The 18052-nt window shown below is 60.9% G+C and carries 15 protein-coding genes; 9 read left to right on the forward strand and 6 right to left on the reverse strand.

Annotated elements, in window-relative coordinates; translation table 11 throughout:
* Position 1: 1 nt before the first annotated feature.
* The 4 genes from frr to rpsB all read right to left on the reverse strand — a co-directional run bounded on the left by frr (position 2) and on the right by rpsB (position 3303).
* Complete coding sequence (gene frr / locus ACZYR5_RS16435; RefSeq protein ID WP_016974404.1) at positions 2 to 559, reverse strand: ribosome recycling factor; 558 nt, start codon at positions 557 to 559, stop codon at positions 2 to 4.
* Positions 556 to 1299: a UMP kinase gene (gene pyrH / locus ACZYR5_RS16440; protein WP_019692086.1), complete on the reverse strand. Its 744-nt coding sequence runs from the start codon at positions 1297 to 1299 to the stop codon at positions 556 to 558. The genes frr and pyrH overlap by 4 nt, the downstream gene beginning before the upstream one ends.
* 211 nt (positions 1300 to 1510) lie before the next feature.
* Complete coding sequence (gene tsf, locus ACZYR5_RS16445; RefSeq protein WP_489090392.1) at positions 1511 to 2374, reverse strand: translation elongation factor Ts; 864 nt, start codon at positions 2372 to 2374, stop codon at positions 1511 to 1513.
* Between the two features lie 191 nt (positions 2375 to 2565).
* Positions 2566 to 3303, reverse strand: a complete 738-nt coding sequence (gene rpsB, locus ACZYR5_RS16450) for a 30S ribosomal protein S2 (protein ID WP_027619050.1) — start codon at positions 3301 to 3303, stop codon at positions 2566 to 2568.
* A gap of 369 nt (positions 3304 to 3672) precedes the next feature.
* Between rpsB and map the strand changes: the two genes are divergently transcribed.
* The 4 genes from map (at position 3673) to ACZYR5_RS16470 (ending at position 9388) form a co-directional block, all read left to right on the forward strand.
* Entirely contained in the window at positions 3673 to 4455 is a 783-nt protein-coding gene (map, locus tag ACZYR5_RS16455; protein ID WP_489090155.1) for a type I methionyl aminopeptidase, read from the forward strand.
* Positions 4456 to 4492: 37 nt separating this feature from the next.
* The gene (locus ACZYR5_RS16460; protein ID WP_489090156.1) at positions 4493 to 7195 is read left to right on the forward strand and encodes a [protein-PII] uridylyltransferase; all 2703 of its coding nucleotides are present in this window, start codon (positions 4493 to 4495) and stop codon (positions 7193 to 7195) included.
* Positions 7196 to 7237: 42 nt separating this feature from the next.
* The gene (gene dapC, locus ACZYR5_RS16465) at positions 7238 to 8437 is read left to right on the forward strand and encodes a succinyldiaminopimelate transaminase (protein WP_489090157.1); all 1200 of its coding nucleotides are present in this window, start codon (positions 7238 to 7240) and stop codon (positions 8435 to 8437) included.
* A gap of 225 nt (positions 8438 to 8662) precedes the next feature.
* The gene (locus tag ACZYR5_RS16470) at positions 8663 to 9388 is read left to right on the forward strand and encodes a M12 family metallopeptidase (RefSeq protein WP_489090158.1); all 726 of its coding nucleotides are present in this window, start codon (positions 8663 to 8665) and stop codon (positions 9386 to 9388) included.
* Positions 9389 to 9421: 33 nt separating this feature from the next.
* Here ACZYR5_RS16470 and ACZYR5_RS16475 read toward each other — a convergent pair whose 3' ends face one another.
* Positions 9422 to 11053: a Na+/H+ antiporter gene (locus tag ACZYR5_RS16475; RefSeq protein WP_489090159.1), complete on the reverse strand. Its 1632-nt coding sequence runs from the start codon at positions 11051 to 11053 to the stop codon at positions 9422 to 9424.
* A 288-nt stretch (positions 11054 to 11341) separates the two neighbouring features.
* Here ACZYR5_RS16475 and ACZYR5_RS16480 point away from each other — a divergent pair, with 288 nt between their 5' ends.
* The 4 genes from ACZYR5_RS16480 (at position 11342) to ACZYR5_RS16495 (ending at position 14398) form a co-directional block, all read left to right on the forward strand.
* Positions 11342 to 11650, forward strand: a complete 309-nt coding sequence (locus tag ACZYR5_RS16480) for an arsenate reductase (RefSeq protein ID WP_489090160.1) — start codon at positions 11342 to 11344, stop codon at positions 11648 to 11650.
* Positions 11651 to 11684: 34 nt separating this feature from the next.
* Entirely contained in the window at positions 11685 to 12719 is a 1035-nt protein-coding gene (gene dapD / locus ACZYR5_RS16485) for a 2,3,4,5-tetrahydropyridine-2,6-dicarboxylate N-succinyltransferase (RefSeq protein WP_489090161.1), read from the forward strand.
* 72 nt (positions 12720 to 12791) lie between these two features.
* Positions 12792 to 13997, forward strand: a complete 1206-nt coding sequence (locus ACZYR5_RS16490; RefSeq protein ID WP_489090162.1) for an aminotransferase class V-fold PLP-dependent enzyme — start codon at positions 12792 to 12794, stop codon at positions 13995 to 13997.
* Positions 13994 to 14398, forward strand: a complete 405-nt coding sequence (locus ACZYR5_RS16495; protein ID WP_489090163.1) for a SufE family protein — start codon at positions 13994 to 13996, stop codon at positions 14396 to 14398. The genes ACZYR5_RS16490 and ACZYR5_RS16495 overlap by 4 nt, the downstream gene beginning before the upstream one ends.
* Before the next feature lie 6 nt (positions 14399 to 14404).
* Here the strand turns inward: ACZYR5_RS16495 and tcdA are convergent, their stop codons facing one another.
* Positions 14405 to 15223, reverse strand: coding sequence for a tRNA cyclic N6-threonylcarbamoyladenosine(37) synthase TcdA (tcdA, locus tag ACZYR5_RS16500; RefSeq protein ID WP_489090164.1), 819 nt, complete (start codon positions 15221 to 15223; stop codon positions 14405 to 14407).
* Between the two features lie 213 nt (positions 15224 to 15436).
* Here tcdA and ACZYR5_RS16505 point away from each other — a divergent pair, with 213 nt between their 5' ends.
* Positions 15437 to 18028: a glycosyltransferase gene (locus ACZYR5_RS16505; RefSeq protein WP_489090165.1), complete on the forward strand. Its 2592-nt coding sequence runs from the start codon at positions 15437 to 15439 to the stop codon at positions 18026 to 18028.
* Positions 18029 to 18052 lie beyond the last annotated feature (24 nt).

The following is an 18052-nucleotide window of genomic DNA, read 5'->3' on the forward strand; positions in this document are numbered from 1 at the left end:
CTTATACGGCCATCAGGTCTTTTTCTTTTTCTTCCGTAGCCTTGGTGATCTGGGCCTCGGCATCCTTGGTCAGCTTGTCGATATCAGCGACGGCACGGCGCTCTTCGTCTTCGCTGATTTCCTTGTCCTTGACCAGCTTCTTCAGGTCACCCAGGGCATCACGACGAATGTTGCGCACGGCAACACGAGCATCTTCAGCTGCACTGCGCGCCTGCTTGGTGAAGCCCTTACGGGTCTCTTCGGTCAGGGCAGGCATGGAAATCAACAGCAACTCGCCCAGGTTGGTCGGGTTGAGGTTCAGGCCAGCACTCTGGATCGCCTTGTCGACGGCAGCGAGCATGTTGCGCTCAAAGGCCACGACTTGCAGGGTACGGGAGTCTTTCACCGTGACGTTGGCCACGCCGCTCAGCGGGGTGTCAGCACCGTAGTAAGGCACCATCACGCTGCCCAGGATGCTCGGGTGCGCCTTGCCGGTACGAATCTGGCCGAATGCGTGGCTCAGAGACTCCAGGGATTTCTGCATACGCGCTTGGGCGTCTTTCTTGATTTCGTTGATCATTGTTCGCCTTCCTCGATCAGAGTCCCTTCAGCGCCGCCATGTACGATATTCAGCAGGGCGCCGGGCTTGTTCATGTTAAATACGCGCAGCGGCATCTTGTGGTCGCGGCACAGGCAGATTGCGGTCAGGTCCATGACGCCCAGTTTGCGATCCAGTACTTCATCGTAAGTCAGATGATCGAACTTCTCGGCATGCGGGTCTTTGAATGGATCTGCAGTGTACACACCGTCGACCTTGGTTGCTTTCAACACAACATCCGCGTCGATCTCGATCGCGCGCAAGCAGGCAGCCGAGTCGGTGGTGAAGAACGGGTTGCCGGTACCGGCAGCGAAGATCACCACTTCCTTGGCGTTCAGGTGGCGCATGGCTTTGCGGCGGTCATAGTGATCGGTCACGCCAACCATGGAAATAGCCGACATCACGATCGCCGAGATATTGGCGCGCTCCAGCGCGTCACGCATGGCCAGGGCGTTCATCACAGTGGCCAGCATGCCCATGTGGTCGCCGGTTACCCGATCCATACCGGCTGCACTCAATGCCGCGCCGCGGAACAGGTTGCCACCACCAATCACCAGACCGACCTGGACACCGATACCGACCAGTTGGCCGACTTCCAGCGCCATGCGATCGAGAACCTTGGGGTCGATCCCGAACTCTTCGGAGCCCATCAGGGCCTCGCCGCTAAGCTTGAGTAGAATGCGTTTATAGCGAGCCTGATAACCACTGCCCTGCTGAGCCATTGCGAATCTCTCCTGCGGCGTATTTTAAAAAATTCTTTGCGAGCTGGTTTGCAGCCTGCGTTCACTCTAGCTTGACGCTATCACAGCGCCATCGGAACACGGCTTTGTAAGCCAGTTCCGCCAGGATGCCAAATAAATCGGCCTCCCCATCTGAAAAGAGGCTGCGCGCGTAAGCGGGCAGCCTCTTCAGGGCGACAGTTGAAAAACTGTCTTACTGCTTGGCAGCAGCCAGTTGTGCAGCAACTTCTTCAGCGAAGTTGTCCACTGGCTTCTCGATGCCTTCGCCTACTTTGAAGTAAGTGAAGGAAACGATTTCAGCACCGGCTTTCTTGGCCAGTTCGCCAACCTTGATTTCAGGGTTCTTGACGAACGCCTGCTCAACCAGGCTTGCTTCGGCCAGGAACTTGCTGATACGGCCTTTGACCATGTTCTCAACAATGTTTTCTGGCTTGCCTTTGATTTTTTCTTCGTTCAGCTGCAGGAACACAGCTTTTTCGCGCTCGATCGCTTCGTCAGAAACTTCCGAAGGCAGCAGGAACTCAGGGTTGCTGGCCGCTACGTGCATAGCGATGTCCTTGGCCAGCTCAACATTGCCGCCTTTCAGGACTACAGCTACGCCGATCTTGTTGCCGTGCAGGTAACCACCAACCACGTCACCTTCAACGCGCACCAGGCGACGGATGTTGACGTTTTCGCCAACCTTGCCAACCAGCACCAGACGATCAGCTTCTTGAGCTTCGATCAGCGGAGCAACGTCAGTCAGCTTGTCAGCGAACGCTTTTTCAACGCTGGCAGCAACGAATGCCTTGAAGTCGTCCTGCAGAGCCAGGAAGTCGGTCTGCGAGTTCACTTCCAGCAGAACGGCGGATTTGCCGTCTTCTTTCAGCGCGATGGCGCCTTCAGCAGCAACGTTACCTGCTTTTTTGGCAGCCTTGATGGCGCCCGAAGCACGCATGTCATCAATGGCTTTTTCGATGTCGCCGCCAGCCTTGGTCAAGGCCTTCTTGCAGTCCATCATGCCTTCGCCAGTACGCTCGCGCAGTTCTTTGACCAACGCTGCAGTAATCTCTGCCATTTCAAAATTCCTCTTGGATAGGTTATCAACCATTCCACCCGATCGAACGGGCGTTCAATTCTTCCCCGAACCACCCTTGTTAGCTGCCGCACGTTACAAAAAAGGCAGTGGGCGCCGACAAATGGTTTTCGAGGTGGCAAAAAGGGGGCCAAGCCCCCTTTTTGCTTACTGAGTCAACGCCAAGGCGTCAATTACTCAGCGGCAGCTGCCGGAGCTTCTTCAACGAAAACTTCGGTGGCGCCAGCAACGTTGTTGCGACCACGGATAACAGCGTCAGCCATCGAACCCATGTACAGCTGGATAGCGCGGATGGCGTCATCGTTGCCTGGGATGATGTAGTCAACGCCTTCCGGGCTGCTGTTGGTATCGACTACGCCGATAACCGGGATGCCCAGCTTGTTGGCTTCGGTGATCGCGATGCGCTCGTGATCAACGTCGATAACGAACAGTGCGTCAGGCAGACCGCCCATGTCCTTGATACCACCCAGGGAACGATCGAGCTTTTCCAGGTCACGGGAGCGCATCAGCGCTTCTTTCTTGGTCAGCTTGGCGAAAGTACCGTCTTCGGCTTGTACTTCAAGGTCACGCAGACGCTTGATGGAAGCACGGATGGTCTTGAAGTTGGTCAGCATGCCGCCCAACCAGCGGTGATCGACGTACGGCGAGCCGCAACGTGCTGCTTCTTCAGCAACGATCTTGCCAGCGGAACGCTTGGTGCCGACGAACAGAATCTTGTTTTTGCCCTGGGCCAGGCGCTCTACGAAAGTCAGAGCTTCGTTGAACATTGGCAGGGTTTTTTCAAGGTTGATGATGTGAATCTTGTTACGCGCGCCGAAAATGTACTTGCCCATTTTCGGGTTCCAGTAACGGGTCTGGTGACCGAAGTGCACACCGGCCTTCAGCATATCGCGCATGTTGACTTGGGACATGATAGTTCCTTAATAAGTCGGGTTTGGCCTCCACGTATCCCAATGACCAACCAGCAGCTTCAGCTGAAGGCACCCAGGTCATCGTGTCGACACGTGTGTGGATTTAAGCTTTTCGGGGCATCCCCGGAAAGCGGCGCATTTTATACCACAGCGAGGTTGAAAACGGAACCCGGATTCTCAAAAGCCCGCGCGCGGCGCCGTTGCAGCCGTAGAATCAGCGCAGACTGCGCCACCCTATAGAGAGAAGCGATGCAGCCCGCCACGGTTTTGCCCTGATCGTCTGGTAGAATTGCGCTTTTCGGGGCAACACACCGCACCACACCGCCCCATTCCGCATAGAAAGCGCCACTGAGCGTAGAGAGAGCCTGTATGACCGTCACCCTCAAAACCCCAGAGGACATCGCCAAAATGCGCATCGCCGGCAAGCTTGCCGCCGACGTCCTGGAAATGATTGCCGAATACGTCAAGCCCGGCGTCACCACCGAAGAGCTCGACCGCATCTGCCACGACTACATCGTCAACGAGCAGAAGGCCATCCCTGCCCCGCTCAACTACAAAGGCTTTCCGAAGTCGATCTGCACTTCGATCAACCACGTGGTCTGCCACGGCATCCCCAATGAAAAAGCGCTGAAGGATGGCGACACCCTGAACATCGACGTCACGGTGATCAAGGACGGCTACCACGGCGACACCAGCCGCATGTTCCATGTCGGCACCGTGCCCGTGTGGGCCGAGCGCCTGTCGCAGGTCACCCAGGAATGCATGTACAAGGCCATCGAACTGGTCAAGCCTGGCTGCCGCCTGGGTGACATCGGCGAAGTGATCCAGAAGCACGCCGAGAAGAACGGTTTCTCGGTGGTTCGCGAGTTCTGCGGCCACGGCATTGGCAAGGTGTTCCACGAAGAACCGCAGATCCTCCACTACGGTCGCGCAGGCACCGGCATGGAGCTGCAAGCCGGCATGACCTTCACCATCGAGCCGATGATCAACCAGGGCAAGGCTGACACCAAGGTGCTGGGCGACGGCTGGACCGCCATCACCAAAGACCGCAAGCTCTCGGCACAGTGGGAGCACACCCTGCTGGTCACCGACACCGGCTACGAGATCTTCACCTTGCGCAGCGATGACACCATCCCACGCGTTTCCGCCTGACTTGCCGTTCCCAGCCTTATAGAAGGAAAGCCAATCGATGCCGCAGGTGGATCCAGAACTGTTTGACCGCGGCCAGTTCCAGGCTGAACTGGCCCTGAAGGCAAGCCCGATTGCGGCATTCAAAAAGGCCATTCGCCAGGCCCGCGAAGTGCTCGACACGCGCTTTCGCACTGGCCGCGACATTCGCCGGCTGATCGAAGACCGCGCATGGTTCGTCGACAACATCCTGCAAAAGGCCTGGGAACAGTTCACCTGGAGTGCAGACGCCGACATCGCCCTGGTCGCCGTGGGCGGCTACGGACGCGGCGAACTGCACCCCTACTCCGACATCGACCTGCTGATCCTGCTGGACAGCGCCGATCACGAAATCTTCCGCGACTCCATCGAGCGCTTTCTCACGCTGTTGTGGGACATTGGCCTGGAAGTGGGCCAGAGCGTGCGCTCGGTCGAAGAGTGCGCCCAGGAGGCGCGCGCCGACCTCACGGTTGTTACCAACCTCATGGAAAGCCGCACCATCGCCGGCCCCGAGCGTCTGCGCCAGCGCATGCTCGACGTCACCAGCACCCAGCACATGTGGCCGGCCAAGGAGTTTTTCCTGGCCAAGCGCGCCGAGCAGAAGGCCCGTCACCACAAGTACAACGACACCGAATACAACCTGGAACCCAACGTCAAGGGCTCGCCCGGCGGCCTTCGGGATATCCAGACCATCCTCTGGGTTGCCCGTCGCCAGTACGGCACCCTGAACCTGCACGCCCTGGCGGGCGAAGGTTTCCTGGTCGAAAGCGAAAACGCCCTGCTGGCCTCGTCCCAGGAGTTCCTGTGGAAAGTCCGCTATGCCCTGCACATGCTGGCCGGGCGCTCCGAGGACCGCCTGCTGTTCGACCACCAGCGCTCGATTGCCGGCTTGCTCGGCTTTGAGGGCGATGACGCGAAACAGGCCATCGAAAACTTCATGCAGCAGTACTACCGGGTGGTCATGAGCATTGCCCAGCTCAGCGACCTGATCATCCAGCACTTCGAGGAAATCATCCTCGCCCCGGAAGACGAAGCGCCGCCGCAACCGATCAACTCGCGCTTCCAGTTGCATGATGGCTACATCGAGGCAATCAACAGCAATGTGTTCAAGCGCACGCCGTTTGCCATGCTGGAAATCTTCGTGCTGATGGCCCAGCAACCGGAAATCAAAGGGGTGCGCGCCGACACCATTCGCCTGCTGCGCGAACACCGGCACCTGATCAACGATGAATTTCGCCACGACATTCGCAACACCAGCCTGTTCATCGAGCTGTTCAAGTGCAAGATCGGCATCCACCGCAACCTGCGGCGCATGAACCGCTACGGCATTCTCGGGCGCTACCTGCCGGAGTTCGGCTTCATTGTCGGGCAGATGCAGCACGACCTGTTCCACATCTACACGGTTGACGCCCACACCCTGAACCTGATCAAGCACCTGCGTAAACTGCAGTACACCCAGGTGTCAGAAAAATTTCCGCTGGCCAGCAAGACCATGGGCAAGCTGCCCAAGCCCGAACTGGTCTACCTCGCCGGGCTGTACCACGATATTGGCAAAGGCCGGCATGGCGACCACTCGGACATCGGCGCAGTCGACGCCGAAGCCTTTTGCCAGCGCCATCAACTGCCCGCCTGGGACAGCCGACTGATCGTCTGGCTGGTGCAGAACCACCTGGTGATGTCGACCACGGCCCAACGCAAGGACCTCTCCGATCCGCAGGTGATCCACGATTTTGCCCAGGTGGTCGGCGACGAAACCCGGCTCAACTACCTCTATGTGCTGACGGTCGCCGACATCAACGCCACCAACCCGACCCTGTGGAACTCCTGGCGAGCCAGCCTGCTGCGCCAGCTGTACACCGAGACCAAGCGCGCCCTGCGTCGCGGCCTGGAGAACCCGGTGGATCGCGAAGAGCAGATCCGCCAGACTCAAAGTGCCGCCCTGGACATCCTGGTGCGCGGCGGCACCGATCCAGACGACGTCGAGCAGCTGTGGTCGCAATTGGGCGACGATTATTTCCTGCGCCACACCGCCGGCGACGTCGCCTGGCACAGCGACGCGATTCTCCAGCAACCGTCTGACGGCGGCCCGCTGGTGTTGATCAAGGAAACCACCCAGCGCGAATTCGAAGGCGGCACGCAGATTTTCATTTATGCCCCGGACCAGCACGACTTCTTCGCCGTGACCGTGGCCGCGATGGACCAGCTCAACCTGAACATTCACGATGCCCGGGTCATCACCTCCACCAGCCAGTTCACCCTCGACACCTACATCGTGCTCGACACCGACGGCGATTCGATTGGCGACAACCCGGTCCGGGTCAAACAGATCCGCGACGGCCTGACCGAAGCCCTGCGCAATCCGGACGACTACCCGACCATCATCCAGCGCCGGGTACCGCGCCAGCTCAAGCACTTTGCCTTTGCGCCCCAGGTGACCATCCATAACGACGCCCATCGCCCGGTGACCGTCCTCGAGCTCAGCGCGCCGGATCGGCCGGGCCTGCTGGCGCGGATCGGCGGGATATTCCTCGAGTTCGACCTGTCGCTGCAGAACGCCAAGATTGCCACCCTGGGCGAGCGGGTCGAAGACGTGTTCTTCATCACCGACGCCGAGAACCAGCCGTTGTCCGACCCGCAACTGTGCAGCCGCCTGCAGGATGCAATTGTCGAGCAACTGAGCGTCAGACCCGAATCCGATGTCAACCTGTCGCGCATCAGCATCTGATGCACGCCATGATTTAACTGCTTTGATCGAGACCCCGCACCGATGAACAACGCTCTGAACCAGCTCCAGCCTTACCCGTTCGAGAAACTGCGCGCCCTGCTCGGTGCGGTCACCCCCAACCCGGACAAACGCCCGATCGCCCTGTCCATCGGCGAGCCGAAGCACCGCTCGCCGGAGTTCGTCGCCCAGGCCCTGGCCGACAACCTCGACCAGATGGCGGTCTACCCGACCACCCTCGGCCTGCCCGCATTGCGCGAGGCCATCGGCGGCTGGTGCGAGCGTCGTTTCAAGGTCCCGGCTGGCTGGATCGATCCGGCGCGCAATGTGCTGCCGGTCAATGGCACCCGTGAAGCGCTGTTCGCCTTTACCCAGACCGTGGTCAACCGTGGCGAAGACGCGCTGGTCGTCAGCCCGAACCCGTTCTACCAGATCTACGAAGGCGCAGCGTTCCTCGCCGGCGCCAAACCCCACTACTTGCCGTGCCTCGACGAAAACGGCTTCAACCCGGATTTCGATGCGGTGTCGCCCGAGATCTGGCAGCGTTGCCAGATTCTGTTCCTGTGCTCGCCAGGCAACCCGACCGGCGCACTGATCCCGGTCGAGACCCTGAAGAAACTCATCGCCCTGGCCGACGAATACGACTTCGTGATCGCCGCCGACGAGTGCTACAGCGAGCTCTATTTTGACGAACAGACCCCTCCGCCAGGCCTGCTCAGCGCCTGCGTGGAACTGGGCCGTAAAGATTTCAAACGCTGCGTGGTATTCCACAGCCTGTCCAAGCGCTCCAACCTGCCGGGCCTGCGTTCGGGCTTTGTCGCCGGCGACGCCGAGATTCTCAAGGGTTTCCTGCTGTACCGCACCTACCACGGCTGCGCCATGCCGGTACAAACCCAATTGGCCAGCGTCGCGGCCTGGAACGACGAAGAGCACGTGCGCGCCAACCGCACCCTGTACCGCGAGAAGTTTGACGCCGTGCTGGAGATCCTCGCCCCGGTGCTCGACGTCCAGCGTCCGGATGGCAGCTTCTACCTGTGGCCGAACGTCGAAGGTGACGATGCCGCCTTCTGCCGCGACCTGTTTGTCGAAGAACACGTGACCGTGGTCCCTGGCTCCTACCTGTCGCGCGAAGTCGATGGCTTCAACCCTGGCGCCGGACGCGTGCGCATGGCCCTGGTTGCGCCGCTGGCCGAATGCGTGGAAGCCGCCGAGCGGATTCGCGCGTTCATTATTCGACGCAAGTAACATCGACAGTTCTGCGCCAGGCAATCTGGCGCAGTACTTCATTGCCAGAACCTGACCTCACAAGCAGCAACAACCTCTCACACTTGCGGCTTTACCCAGCGCTCCATCATCCCTAAGTTATGCCCGCGCTATCACCATTACCTGAGAAAACACTCAATCGTTACTAGCGATAATTGCGTTTAAACCCACCCTTCAAATCAACTCGTTAATTCAAGGATGACATTAATGAAACCCTTTGCGCCGTGCCGAACTCGCCAACCTGACAATGAGACAGACTCATTTCATGCTGCGATCTCGGAGAATCCGAACAACCAACCAGCCGCAGCATCCGGTGCTCGCCACAAGCGCTCGACAGGCTCGTGGCAAAAGTTCTGGGGCAATGGACGGGTGTTGAACATCAGTTTCATGCCACCTGTCGCTACTGACCTCAAGGCCCGCGTTGAGCGGCTGATCCGACAATGGGAGCCGGCCACCAACCTGTCATTCAACTTTGATGACAAGCGCGCAGGGGATATTCGTATCTTCCTCGGAGGTGATCTGAACAATTCCTATATCGGGACTGACGCTCTCCTGGCGGCGATGGATGTTCCCACCCTGAGCATCGCCGCTGGACCGGATGAAGCAGAGTTCGACCTGACCGTACTCCATGAGTTCGGGCATGCGCTGGGACTGCAACATGAACACTTGCACCCGAAAGCCAACATCCCGTGGGATGTAGCGAAGCTCTACGACTACTACGCCCTGCACTTCGGGTGGACCACGGAAGAAGTCGACTTCAACATCCTCACGCCACTAAGCGACGACTTGCTGACGGGACCGTACGACAAGGACTCGATCATGCACTACGAAGTCCCCAACGAGTTGACCACCGAAGATTGGCAGGTGGGGGTCAATACCCGGATCAGCAAGCTTGATCGACGCAACGTTCGTCGAGCCTATCCAAAACCCTAGCCAATCGACCGCAACCAAGGCGCCCCACCCTCCTTATTTGACGTGACCCAGGTTGGCCTCGCTCAAGTCCAGGTCAGCCAGCACCTCGCGCAGCACGTCATCACCAATCTGGTGTTGGCGGCTGAGCCGGTACAGTTCCAGGCGCTGGGCGCGCAAGGCGTTCAGGCGCATGCGTCGCTCCAGCAAATCCATCTGGAAGGCCAGCGCCTGGGCTTCGGCGGAATCGTTGAACACGTCCAACTGATGCCGGTACTCGGACATGATCCGCGCCTTGAGTTCAGCCGCCAGTGCCGCTTGCGCCGCGTCCTGCGGGTTGACCTCCTGCGCCTCCAGCGCATGGATCGCCGCCTCGGCGGTCTTGCGCCAGGCCTCACGCACCTCTTGCAGACGTTTTTCGTCAGGACTTTGCTCAATCCCCCGCAACAGGATCGGCAAGGCGATACAGGCCGCCACCAGCGACAGCAGGATCACCCCGGCAGCGATGAAGATCAGCAGATCGCGCTCCGGGAAGTCCGCGCCGTTGAGCAGCAGCGGTATCGACATTACACCTGCCAGGGTCACCGCCCCCCGCACCCCGCCCAGCGTCAACAGCCAGCACGAGCGCGCGGTCGGCACCAACGTCAACTCGCCCCTTCCGCGCCAGCGCCGCAGCCAACCATAGAGGCGCCAGATGCTCTGCACCCAGATGTAGCGCAGCACCAGCAACACCGCAAAGATCGCCAGCACTGCCAGGGCGCGATAGAACAGCGTCGGCCACAACGAGCTTTCATGGCTGGCCACCGCCTTGATGATGTCCGGCAGTTGCAGACCCAGCAGCAGGAAAATCAGGCCGTTGAAGGCAAACTCCAGCAGCGACCAGACGCTGCGGTTGAGCAGTCGGGTGCTGGTCTGGCGCGGCAGCAGGTCGAGCCAGCTCTGCATCATCCCCGCCGCCACCGCCGACAGAATCCCCGAGGCGCCAAGGCGTTCGGCCAGCACATAGGCGGCAAACGGCAGCAGCAACATGAACACCACATGGGTCGCCGGATCGTCCCAGCCCCGGGCGATCATCCACGCCCGCAAGCGGCCGACCAACCAGCTCAAGGCCACGCCGACCAACAGCCCGCCAATCGCCACCAGCACGAACGTCAGGCTGGCATTGGCCAGGGAGAACATGCCAGTGAGCGCCGCCGCCAGGGCGAACTTGAAGGTCACCAGGCCCGTCGCGTCGTTCATCAACGCCTCGCCCTGGAGCATGTGCATCAAGGGCGTCGGCAGGCGGTTCTGGGTGATTGCCGACACCGCCACGGCGTCGGTCGGCGACAGCACGGCCGCCAGCGCAAAGGCCACCGGCAGCGGTATGCTCGGCAACAGCCAATGAATGAAGTAGCCGGCGCCGACCACGGTGAACAGCACCAGCCCAACCGCCAGGGTCAGGATGGGTCCGCGCAGTTTCCACAGTTCACGCTTGGGCATGCGCCAACCATCGGAAAACAACAGCGGCGGCAGGAATAGAAACAGGAACAGCTCGGGATCCAGCGCCACGTGCAGCCCCAACGTCGGCCAGGCCAGCAGCGCACCCGCGGCGATCTGCACCAGCGGCAGCGGCAGCGGGATCAACCGGCCGACCAGACGCGAAAGGCTGACCAGCATCAGCAGAATGAGGACGGTGTAGGCGGTTTGCATAAAACGAAGTTCCCGATCAGTCGACACGCAACAGCATGTAACAGGCAACGAGTTGCCGTCGAAGTGCCATATTAGACGCTTAAGCTGCTGCCTGACCGTTGCACAAAGGTCGCACCCGGCCTGGTAACTTGTCGCACAATCGCTCAATCCCGCCCGCCGCCGACGCCGAACCCGCTCGGTCGTGGCATAATCCGTCACCTTTTAATCCCAGCACCTCCAAAGGGGGGCAATTCCTTGACCGCTTCAAGCAAAACGTTGCACCTTTTCGGCATCAAAGCCTGCGACACCATGAAAAAGGCGCGCACCTGGCTCGATGAAAACGCTGTCAGCTTTGATTTCCATGACTACAAGACGGCCGGAATCGACCGTGAACACCTGACCCAGTGGTGCAACGAGCACGGCTGGCAAGTGGTGCTCAACCGTGCAGGCACGACCTTTCGCAAACTCGACGACGAACACAAAGCCGATCTCGACCAGGCGAAAGCGATCGAACTGATGCTTGCACAACCCTCGATGATCAAGCGCCCGGTGCTCGATCTCGGTGACCGAACCCTGATTGGCTTCAAGCCAGATATCTACGCGGCCGCTCTCAAGTAAGGCAGCCCGTTCATCTTTTTTTAGAGGTAATTGCATGTCCACTACTCTGTTCAGCGTCGCCTTCGGTGTCGGTACCCAGAATCGCCAGGGCGCATGGCTGGAAGTGTTCTACGCACAGCCATTGCTCAACCCGTCGGCCGAACTGGTCGCCGCCATCACCCCGATCCTCGGCTACAGCGAGGGCAACCAGGCGATCGCGTTCAGCAACGCCCAGGCGGCTCAACTGGCTGAAGTGCTGAAGTCGGTCGATGCTACCCAGGCCGCCCTGCTGACCCGCCTGGCGGAAAGCCACAAGCCGCTGGTCGCCACCCTGCTGGCCGAAGACGCCGCACTGAGCTCGACCCCTGAGGCCTACCTCAAGCTGCACCTGCTGTCCCACCGCCTGGTCAAGCCCCACGGCCTGAACCTGACCGGTATCTTCCCACTGCTGCCGAACGTGGCCTGGACCAGCCAGGGCGCCATCGACCTCGGCGAACTGGCCGAACACCAACTGGAAGCGCGCCTGCGTGGCGAACTGCTGGAAGTGTTCTCGGTAGACAAGTTCCCGAAAATGACCGACTACGTGGTACCGGCTGGCGTGCGTATCGCTGACGCCGCCCGCCTGCGCCTGGGCGCCTACGTCGGCGAAGGCACCACCGTGATGCACGAAGGTTTCGTCAACTTCAACGCTGGCACCGAAGGCCCGGGCATGATCGAAGGTCGTGTCTCGGCCGGCGTGTTCGTTGGCAAGGGTTCGGACCTGGGCGGCGGTTGCTCGACCATGGGTACCCTGTCGGGTGGCGGCAATATCGTCATCAAGGTCGGCGAAGGCTGCCTGATCGGCGCCAACGCCGGTATCGGCATTCCGTTGGGCGATCGCAATACCGTCGAGTCGGGCCTGTACGTCACCGCCGGCACCAAAGTCGCGCTGCTGGACGAGAACAACAACCTGGTCAAAGTGGTCAAGGCCCGTGAGCTGGCTGGCCAGGCCGACCTGTTGTTCCGCCGCAATTCGGAGACCGGTGCAGTGGAATGCAAGACCCACAAATCGGCCATCGAACTGAACGAAGCGCTGCACGCTCACAACTAAGTACAGCGCCAACCACCCCAGACCCCGCAGGGTTTGGGGTGTATTCGCCCATCTTCACCAGGGCCAGAAACCGTGATGATTGCCTCCCCCTGGCGCGCCGATTTTCCGGCCATCGCCGCTCTGCAACGGCAGGACCAGACCTACCTGGACAGCGCCGCCACCACCCAGAAACCCCAAGCCCTGCTTGACGCGCTGACGCATTACTACGCCAACGGCGCGGCCAATGTGCATCGTGCCCAGCACCTGCCCGGCGCTCACGCCACCCAGGCGTTCGAAGACAGCCGCAGCAAAGTCGCGCACTGGCTCAATGCCGGTGACAGCGGGCAGATCATCTTCACCCATGGCGCCACCTCGGCGCTGAACCTCCTGGCCTATGGCCTCGAGCACAAATTTACGGCGGGCGATGAGATTGTCATCAGCGCCCTGGAACACCACGCCAACCTGCTGCCCTGGCAGCAACTGGCGAAACGACGTGCCCTCAAACTGGTGATCCTGCCCCTGGACGCCGACGGCCTGATCGACCTCGATGCCGCCGCCACCCTGATCGGCCCACGCACCCGTCTGCTCGCCGTCAGCCAGCTGTCCAACGTGCTCGGCGCCTGGCAACCGCTGGCGCCTTTGCTGGCACTGGCCAAGACGCAAAACGCATTGACGGTGGTCGATGGCGCCCAGGGCGTGGTCCACGGTCGTCACGACGTGCAGGCCCTGGGTTGCGACTTCTATGTCTTTTCCAGCCACAAACTCTACGGTCCGGACGGCCTCGGAGTGGTCTTTGCCCGCAACGCCGCGCTGGGACAACTGCAGCATTGGCAGTTCGGCGGCGAAATGGTGCTCGATGCCAATTACCACGACGCACGCTTTCGCTCTGCCCCCCTGGGCTTCGAAGCCGGCACGCCGCCGATTGCCAGCGTGATCGGCCTCGGCGCGACCCTGGATTACCTGGCCGGGCTCGACCAGGTCGCCGTATCCGCCCACGAAGCTGCACTGCACGACTACCTGCTGCGTGGCCTGCAGGCGCGCAATGGCATCCGCCTGCTGGGTAAACCGCAACTGGCCCTGGCCAGTTTTGTCGTCGAAGGCGTGCATAACGCCGACCTGGCGCACCTGCTCACGGAGCAGGGGATCGCCGTACGCGCCGGGCATCACTGCGCCATGCCGTTGCTGAAAAGCTTCGAACTGGCCGGCGCCATTCGCGTATCGCTGGCGCTGTACAACGACTCCGACGACCTTGAACGTTTCTTCGAAGCCCTCGACCAGGCGCTGGAGCTCCTGCGATGACCCTCCCCGCCGACGCTGTTACCGCCCTCGCCACCTTCCAGGCCGCCGCCGGCTGGGAGCAACGGGCACGCCTGCTGATGCAATGGGGTGAGCGCTTGCCGCCCATGAGCGACGCCGACAAGACCGAGGCCAACCGGGTACACGGCTGTGAAAGCCAAATGTGGCTGGTGGGCGCCTTGCACGACGGCCACTGGCAATTCAACGCCGCCAGCGATGCACGCTTGATCCGCGGCTTGGTGGCGCTGCTGCTGACGCGGGTCAACGGCTTGTCCAGTGCCGAGTTGCAACGGGTGGACCTGCCGGGCTGGTTCGAGCAATTGGGGCTCAGCCGCCAGTTATCGCCGTCGCGCAGTAATGGGTTGAATGCGGTGTTGCAGCGGATGAGGGAGTTGGCTCAGTAACACCACTCAAACCTGCGGCTTCACCCTATCCGCCGGCCGCCGTACCCCCGCGACAATCTTGTCCACCGCCTTGGTCGCCGCCACCATGCCGAAGGTCGCGGTAACCATCATCACCGCGCCAAAGCCTCCAGCGCAGTCCAGCTTCACGCCATCACCGACAAAACTTTTCTGCAGGCAGATGCTGCCGTCCGGTTTTGGGTAGCGCAGTTGCTCGGTGGAAAACACGCAGGGCACGCTGTAATGGCGGGTCACGGTGCGTGAGAAGTTGTACTCGCGGCGCAGGGTGGAGCGCACTTTCGAGGCCAGCGGGTCGTTGAAGGTGCGGTTCAGGTCGCAGACCTGGATCAGCGTCGGGTCGATCTGCCCGCCCGCGCCGCCGGTGGTGATGATCTGGATCTTGCGCCGCTTGCACCAGGCGATCAGCGCCGCCTTGGCGTTGACGCTGTCGATGCAGTCGATCACGCAATCGATATTCGGCGTGATGTATTCAGCCATGGTGTCGCGGGTGACGAAGTCCGGCACCGCATGCACCGTGCAGTCCGGGTTGATCCCGCGCAGACGCTCGGCCATGACCTCGACCTTGGGTTTGCCCACGGTGCTGTCGAGGGCGTGCAACTGGCGATTGGCGTTACTGACGCAGACGTCATCGAGGTCGAACAGGGAGATCTCCCCTACCCCGCAACGGGCAATGGCTTCCGCCGCCCAGGAACCGACGCCACCGACGCCAACGATCGCCACATGGGCCGCCCGCAAACGGTCCATGCCCTCGATGCCATACAAACGAGCGATGCCAGCAAACCGCGGATCTTCTGTACTCATGACCACTACCCTGAAAACCGGCGCGCATTATAGGGGAACCCGACGACAAGTTTTCACCTTCAGCCTTCAAGTGTAAGAACTTATGTGAAAACAGGCTGCCAAATGCCTGACACCGCCCTGCCCGCTGTACGGTCAGGGAAAGCCCAGTGTAGGATGCGCGCCCTTTGGCCGTATGCCGACCGTCCCCTCGTTCCACACCCTTTGGAACCCGAAATAGCCATGTCATCGCGTAAATTTGGACTCAACCTCGTGGTAGTGCTGGCAATCGCCGCGCTGTTCACTGGTTTCTGGGCGCTGATCAACCGCCCGGTCACGACCCCCAACTGGCCTGAACAAATCTCCGGTTTTTCCTACTCGCCGTTTCAGCAAGGCCAGTTCCCACAGAAGAACCAGTATCCGTCCGACGACGAAATGCGCCGTGACCTGGAAATCATGAGCAAGCTGACGGACAACATCCGCACCTACTCGGTCGACGGCACGCTGGAAGACATCCCGAAACTGGCGGAAGAATTCGGTCTGCGGGTAACTCTGGGGATCTGGATCAGTCCGGATCAGGAGCGTAATGAACGCGAGATCCAGCGCGCCATCGAAATTGCCAACACCTCGCGCAGCGTGGTGCGGGTGGTGGTCGGCAACGAAGCGATCTTCCGCAAGGAAATCACTGCCGAGCAACTCAGTGTGCTGCTGGATCGGGTACGGGCTGCGGTCAAAGTCCCGGTCACCACGTCGGAGCAATGGCACGTCTGGGAGGAACACCCGGAGCTGGCCAAGCACGTCGACCTGATCGCCGCGCACGTCCTGCCCTACTGGGAATTCATTCCGGTGGATCAGGCTGGGCAATTCGTCCTCGATCGTGCCCGCGACCTGAAAAAGCTGTTCCCGAAGAAACCGCTACTGCTGTCCGAAGTGGGCTGGCCGAGCAACGGTCGCATGCGCGGGGGTGCAGACGCTTCGCCGGCAGACCAGGCGATTTACCTGCGTACCCTGGTGAACAAGCTTAACCGCCAGGGCTTCAACTACTTCGTGATCGAAGCCTTCGACCAACCCTGGAAAGCCAGCGACGAAGGCTCGGTCGGCGCCTATTGGGGCGTGTTCAACGCCGCGCGCCAGCAGAAATTCAACTTTGAAGGGCCGGTGGTGGCGATCCCGCAATGGCGGGTCCTGGCGATCGGCTCGGTAGTGCTGGCGCTGCTGTCGCTGACCTTGTTGATGATCGATGGCTCGGCCCTGCGCCAGCGCGGCCGGACCTTCCTGACCTTCATCGCCTTCCTCTGCGGCTCGGTGCTGGTGTGGATCGGTTACGACTACAGCCAGCAATACAGCACCTGGTTCAGCCTCACCGTCGGTTTCCTGCTCGCCCTTGGCGCCCTCGGGGTGTTTATCGTGCTGCTCACCGAGGCCCACGAACTGGCGGAAGCGGTGTGGATCCACAAGCGTCGCCGCGAATTCCTGCCGGTTGAAGGGGATTCGACCTACAGGCCCAAGGTGTCGATTCACGTGCCCTGCTACAACGAGCCGCCGGAGATGGTCAAACAGACCCTCGATGCCCTGGCCAACCTCGACTATCCGGACTTCGAAGTCCTGATCATCGACAACAACACCAAGGACCCGGCCGTCTGGGAACCGGTACAGGCCTACTGTGCCACCCTCGGTCCGCGCTTCAAGTTCTTCCATGTCGCGCCACTGGCCGGTTTCAAGGGCGGCGCGCTGAACTACCTGATCCCGCATACCGCCAAGGATGCCGAAGTGATCGCAGTGATCGACTCCGACTACTGCGTGCACCCGAACTGGCTCAAGCACATGGTGCCGCACTTTGCCGATCCGCAAATCGCCGTGGTGCAGTCGCCGCAGGACTATCGCGACCAGAACGAAAGCACCTTCAAGAAGCTCTGCTACGCCGAGTACAAGGGCTTCTTCCATATCGGCATGGTCACCCGCAACGACCGCGATGCGATCATCCAGCACGGCACCATGACCATGACCCGTCGCTCGGTGCTCGAAGAACTGGGCTGGGCCGACTGGTGCATCTGCGAAGACGCCGAGCTGGGCCTGCGCGTGTTCGAAAAAGGCCTGTCGGCGGCGTACTACCACGACAGCTATGGCAAGGGCCTGATGCCCGATACCTTTATCGACTTCAAGAAACAGCGCTTCCGCTGGGCCTACGGCGCGATCCAGATCATCAAGCGCCACACCGCCAGCCTGATCCGCGGCAAGGACACCGAGCTGACCCGTGGCCAGCGCTACCACTTCCTCGCGGGCTGGCTGCCGTGGGTGGCGGACGGCATGAACATCTTCTTCACCGTCGGCGCGCTGTTGTGGTCGGCGGCGATGATCATCGTGCCGCACCGGGTCGATCCGCCGCTGCTGATCTTCGCCATCCCGCCATTGGCGCTGTTCGTGTTCAAGGTCGGCAAGATCGTGTTCCTCTACCGCCGCGCGGTCGGGGTCAATCTCAAGGATGCGTTCTGCGCGGCGCTGGCCGGGCTGGCGTTGTCCCATACGATTGCCAAGGCGGTGCTGTACGGGTTCTTCACCAGCAGCATTCCGTTTATCCGCACGCCGAAAAACGCCGACAGCCACGGCTTCTGGCTGGCGATCTCGGAAGCCCGCGAAGAGCTGTTCATCATGCTGCTGTTGTGGGGCGCCGCCCTGGGGATCTTCCTGGTCCAGGGCCTGCCGAGCAACGACATGCGTTTCTGGGTGGCAATGCTGCTGGTGCAGTCACTGCCGTACGTGGCGGCGCTGATCATGGCGTACCTGTCGTCGCTGCCAAAACCGGCGGTTGCCGCGCAAACCGCAGCGGCCAGTTAAATCTGCAGCGATCCACCAAACGGC

This window comes from Pseudomonas sp. F007, from assembly GCF_057814275.1.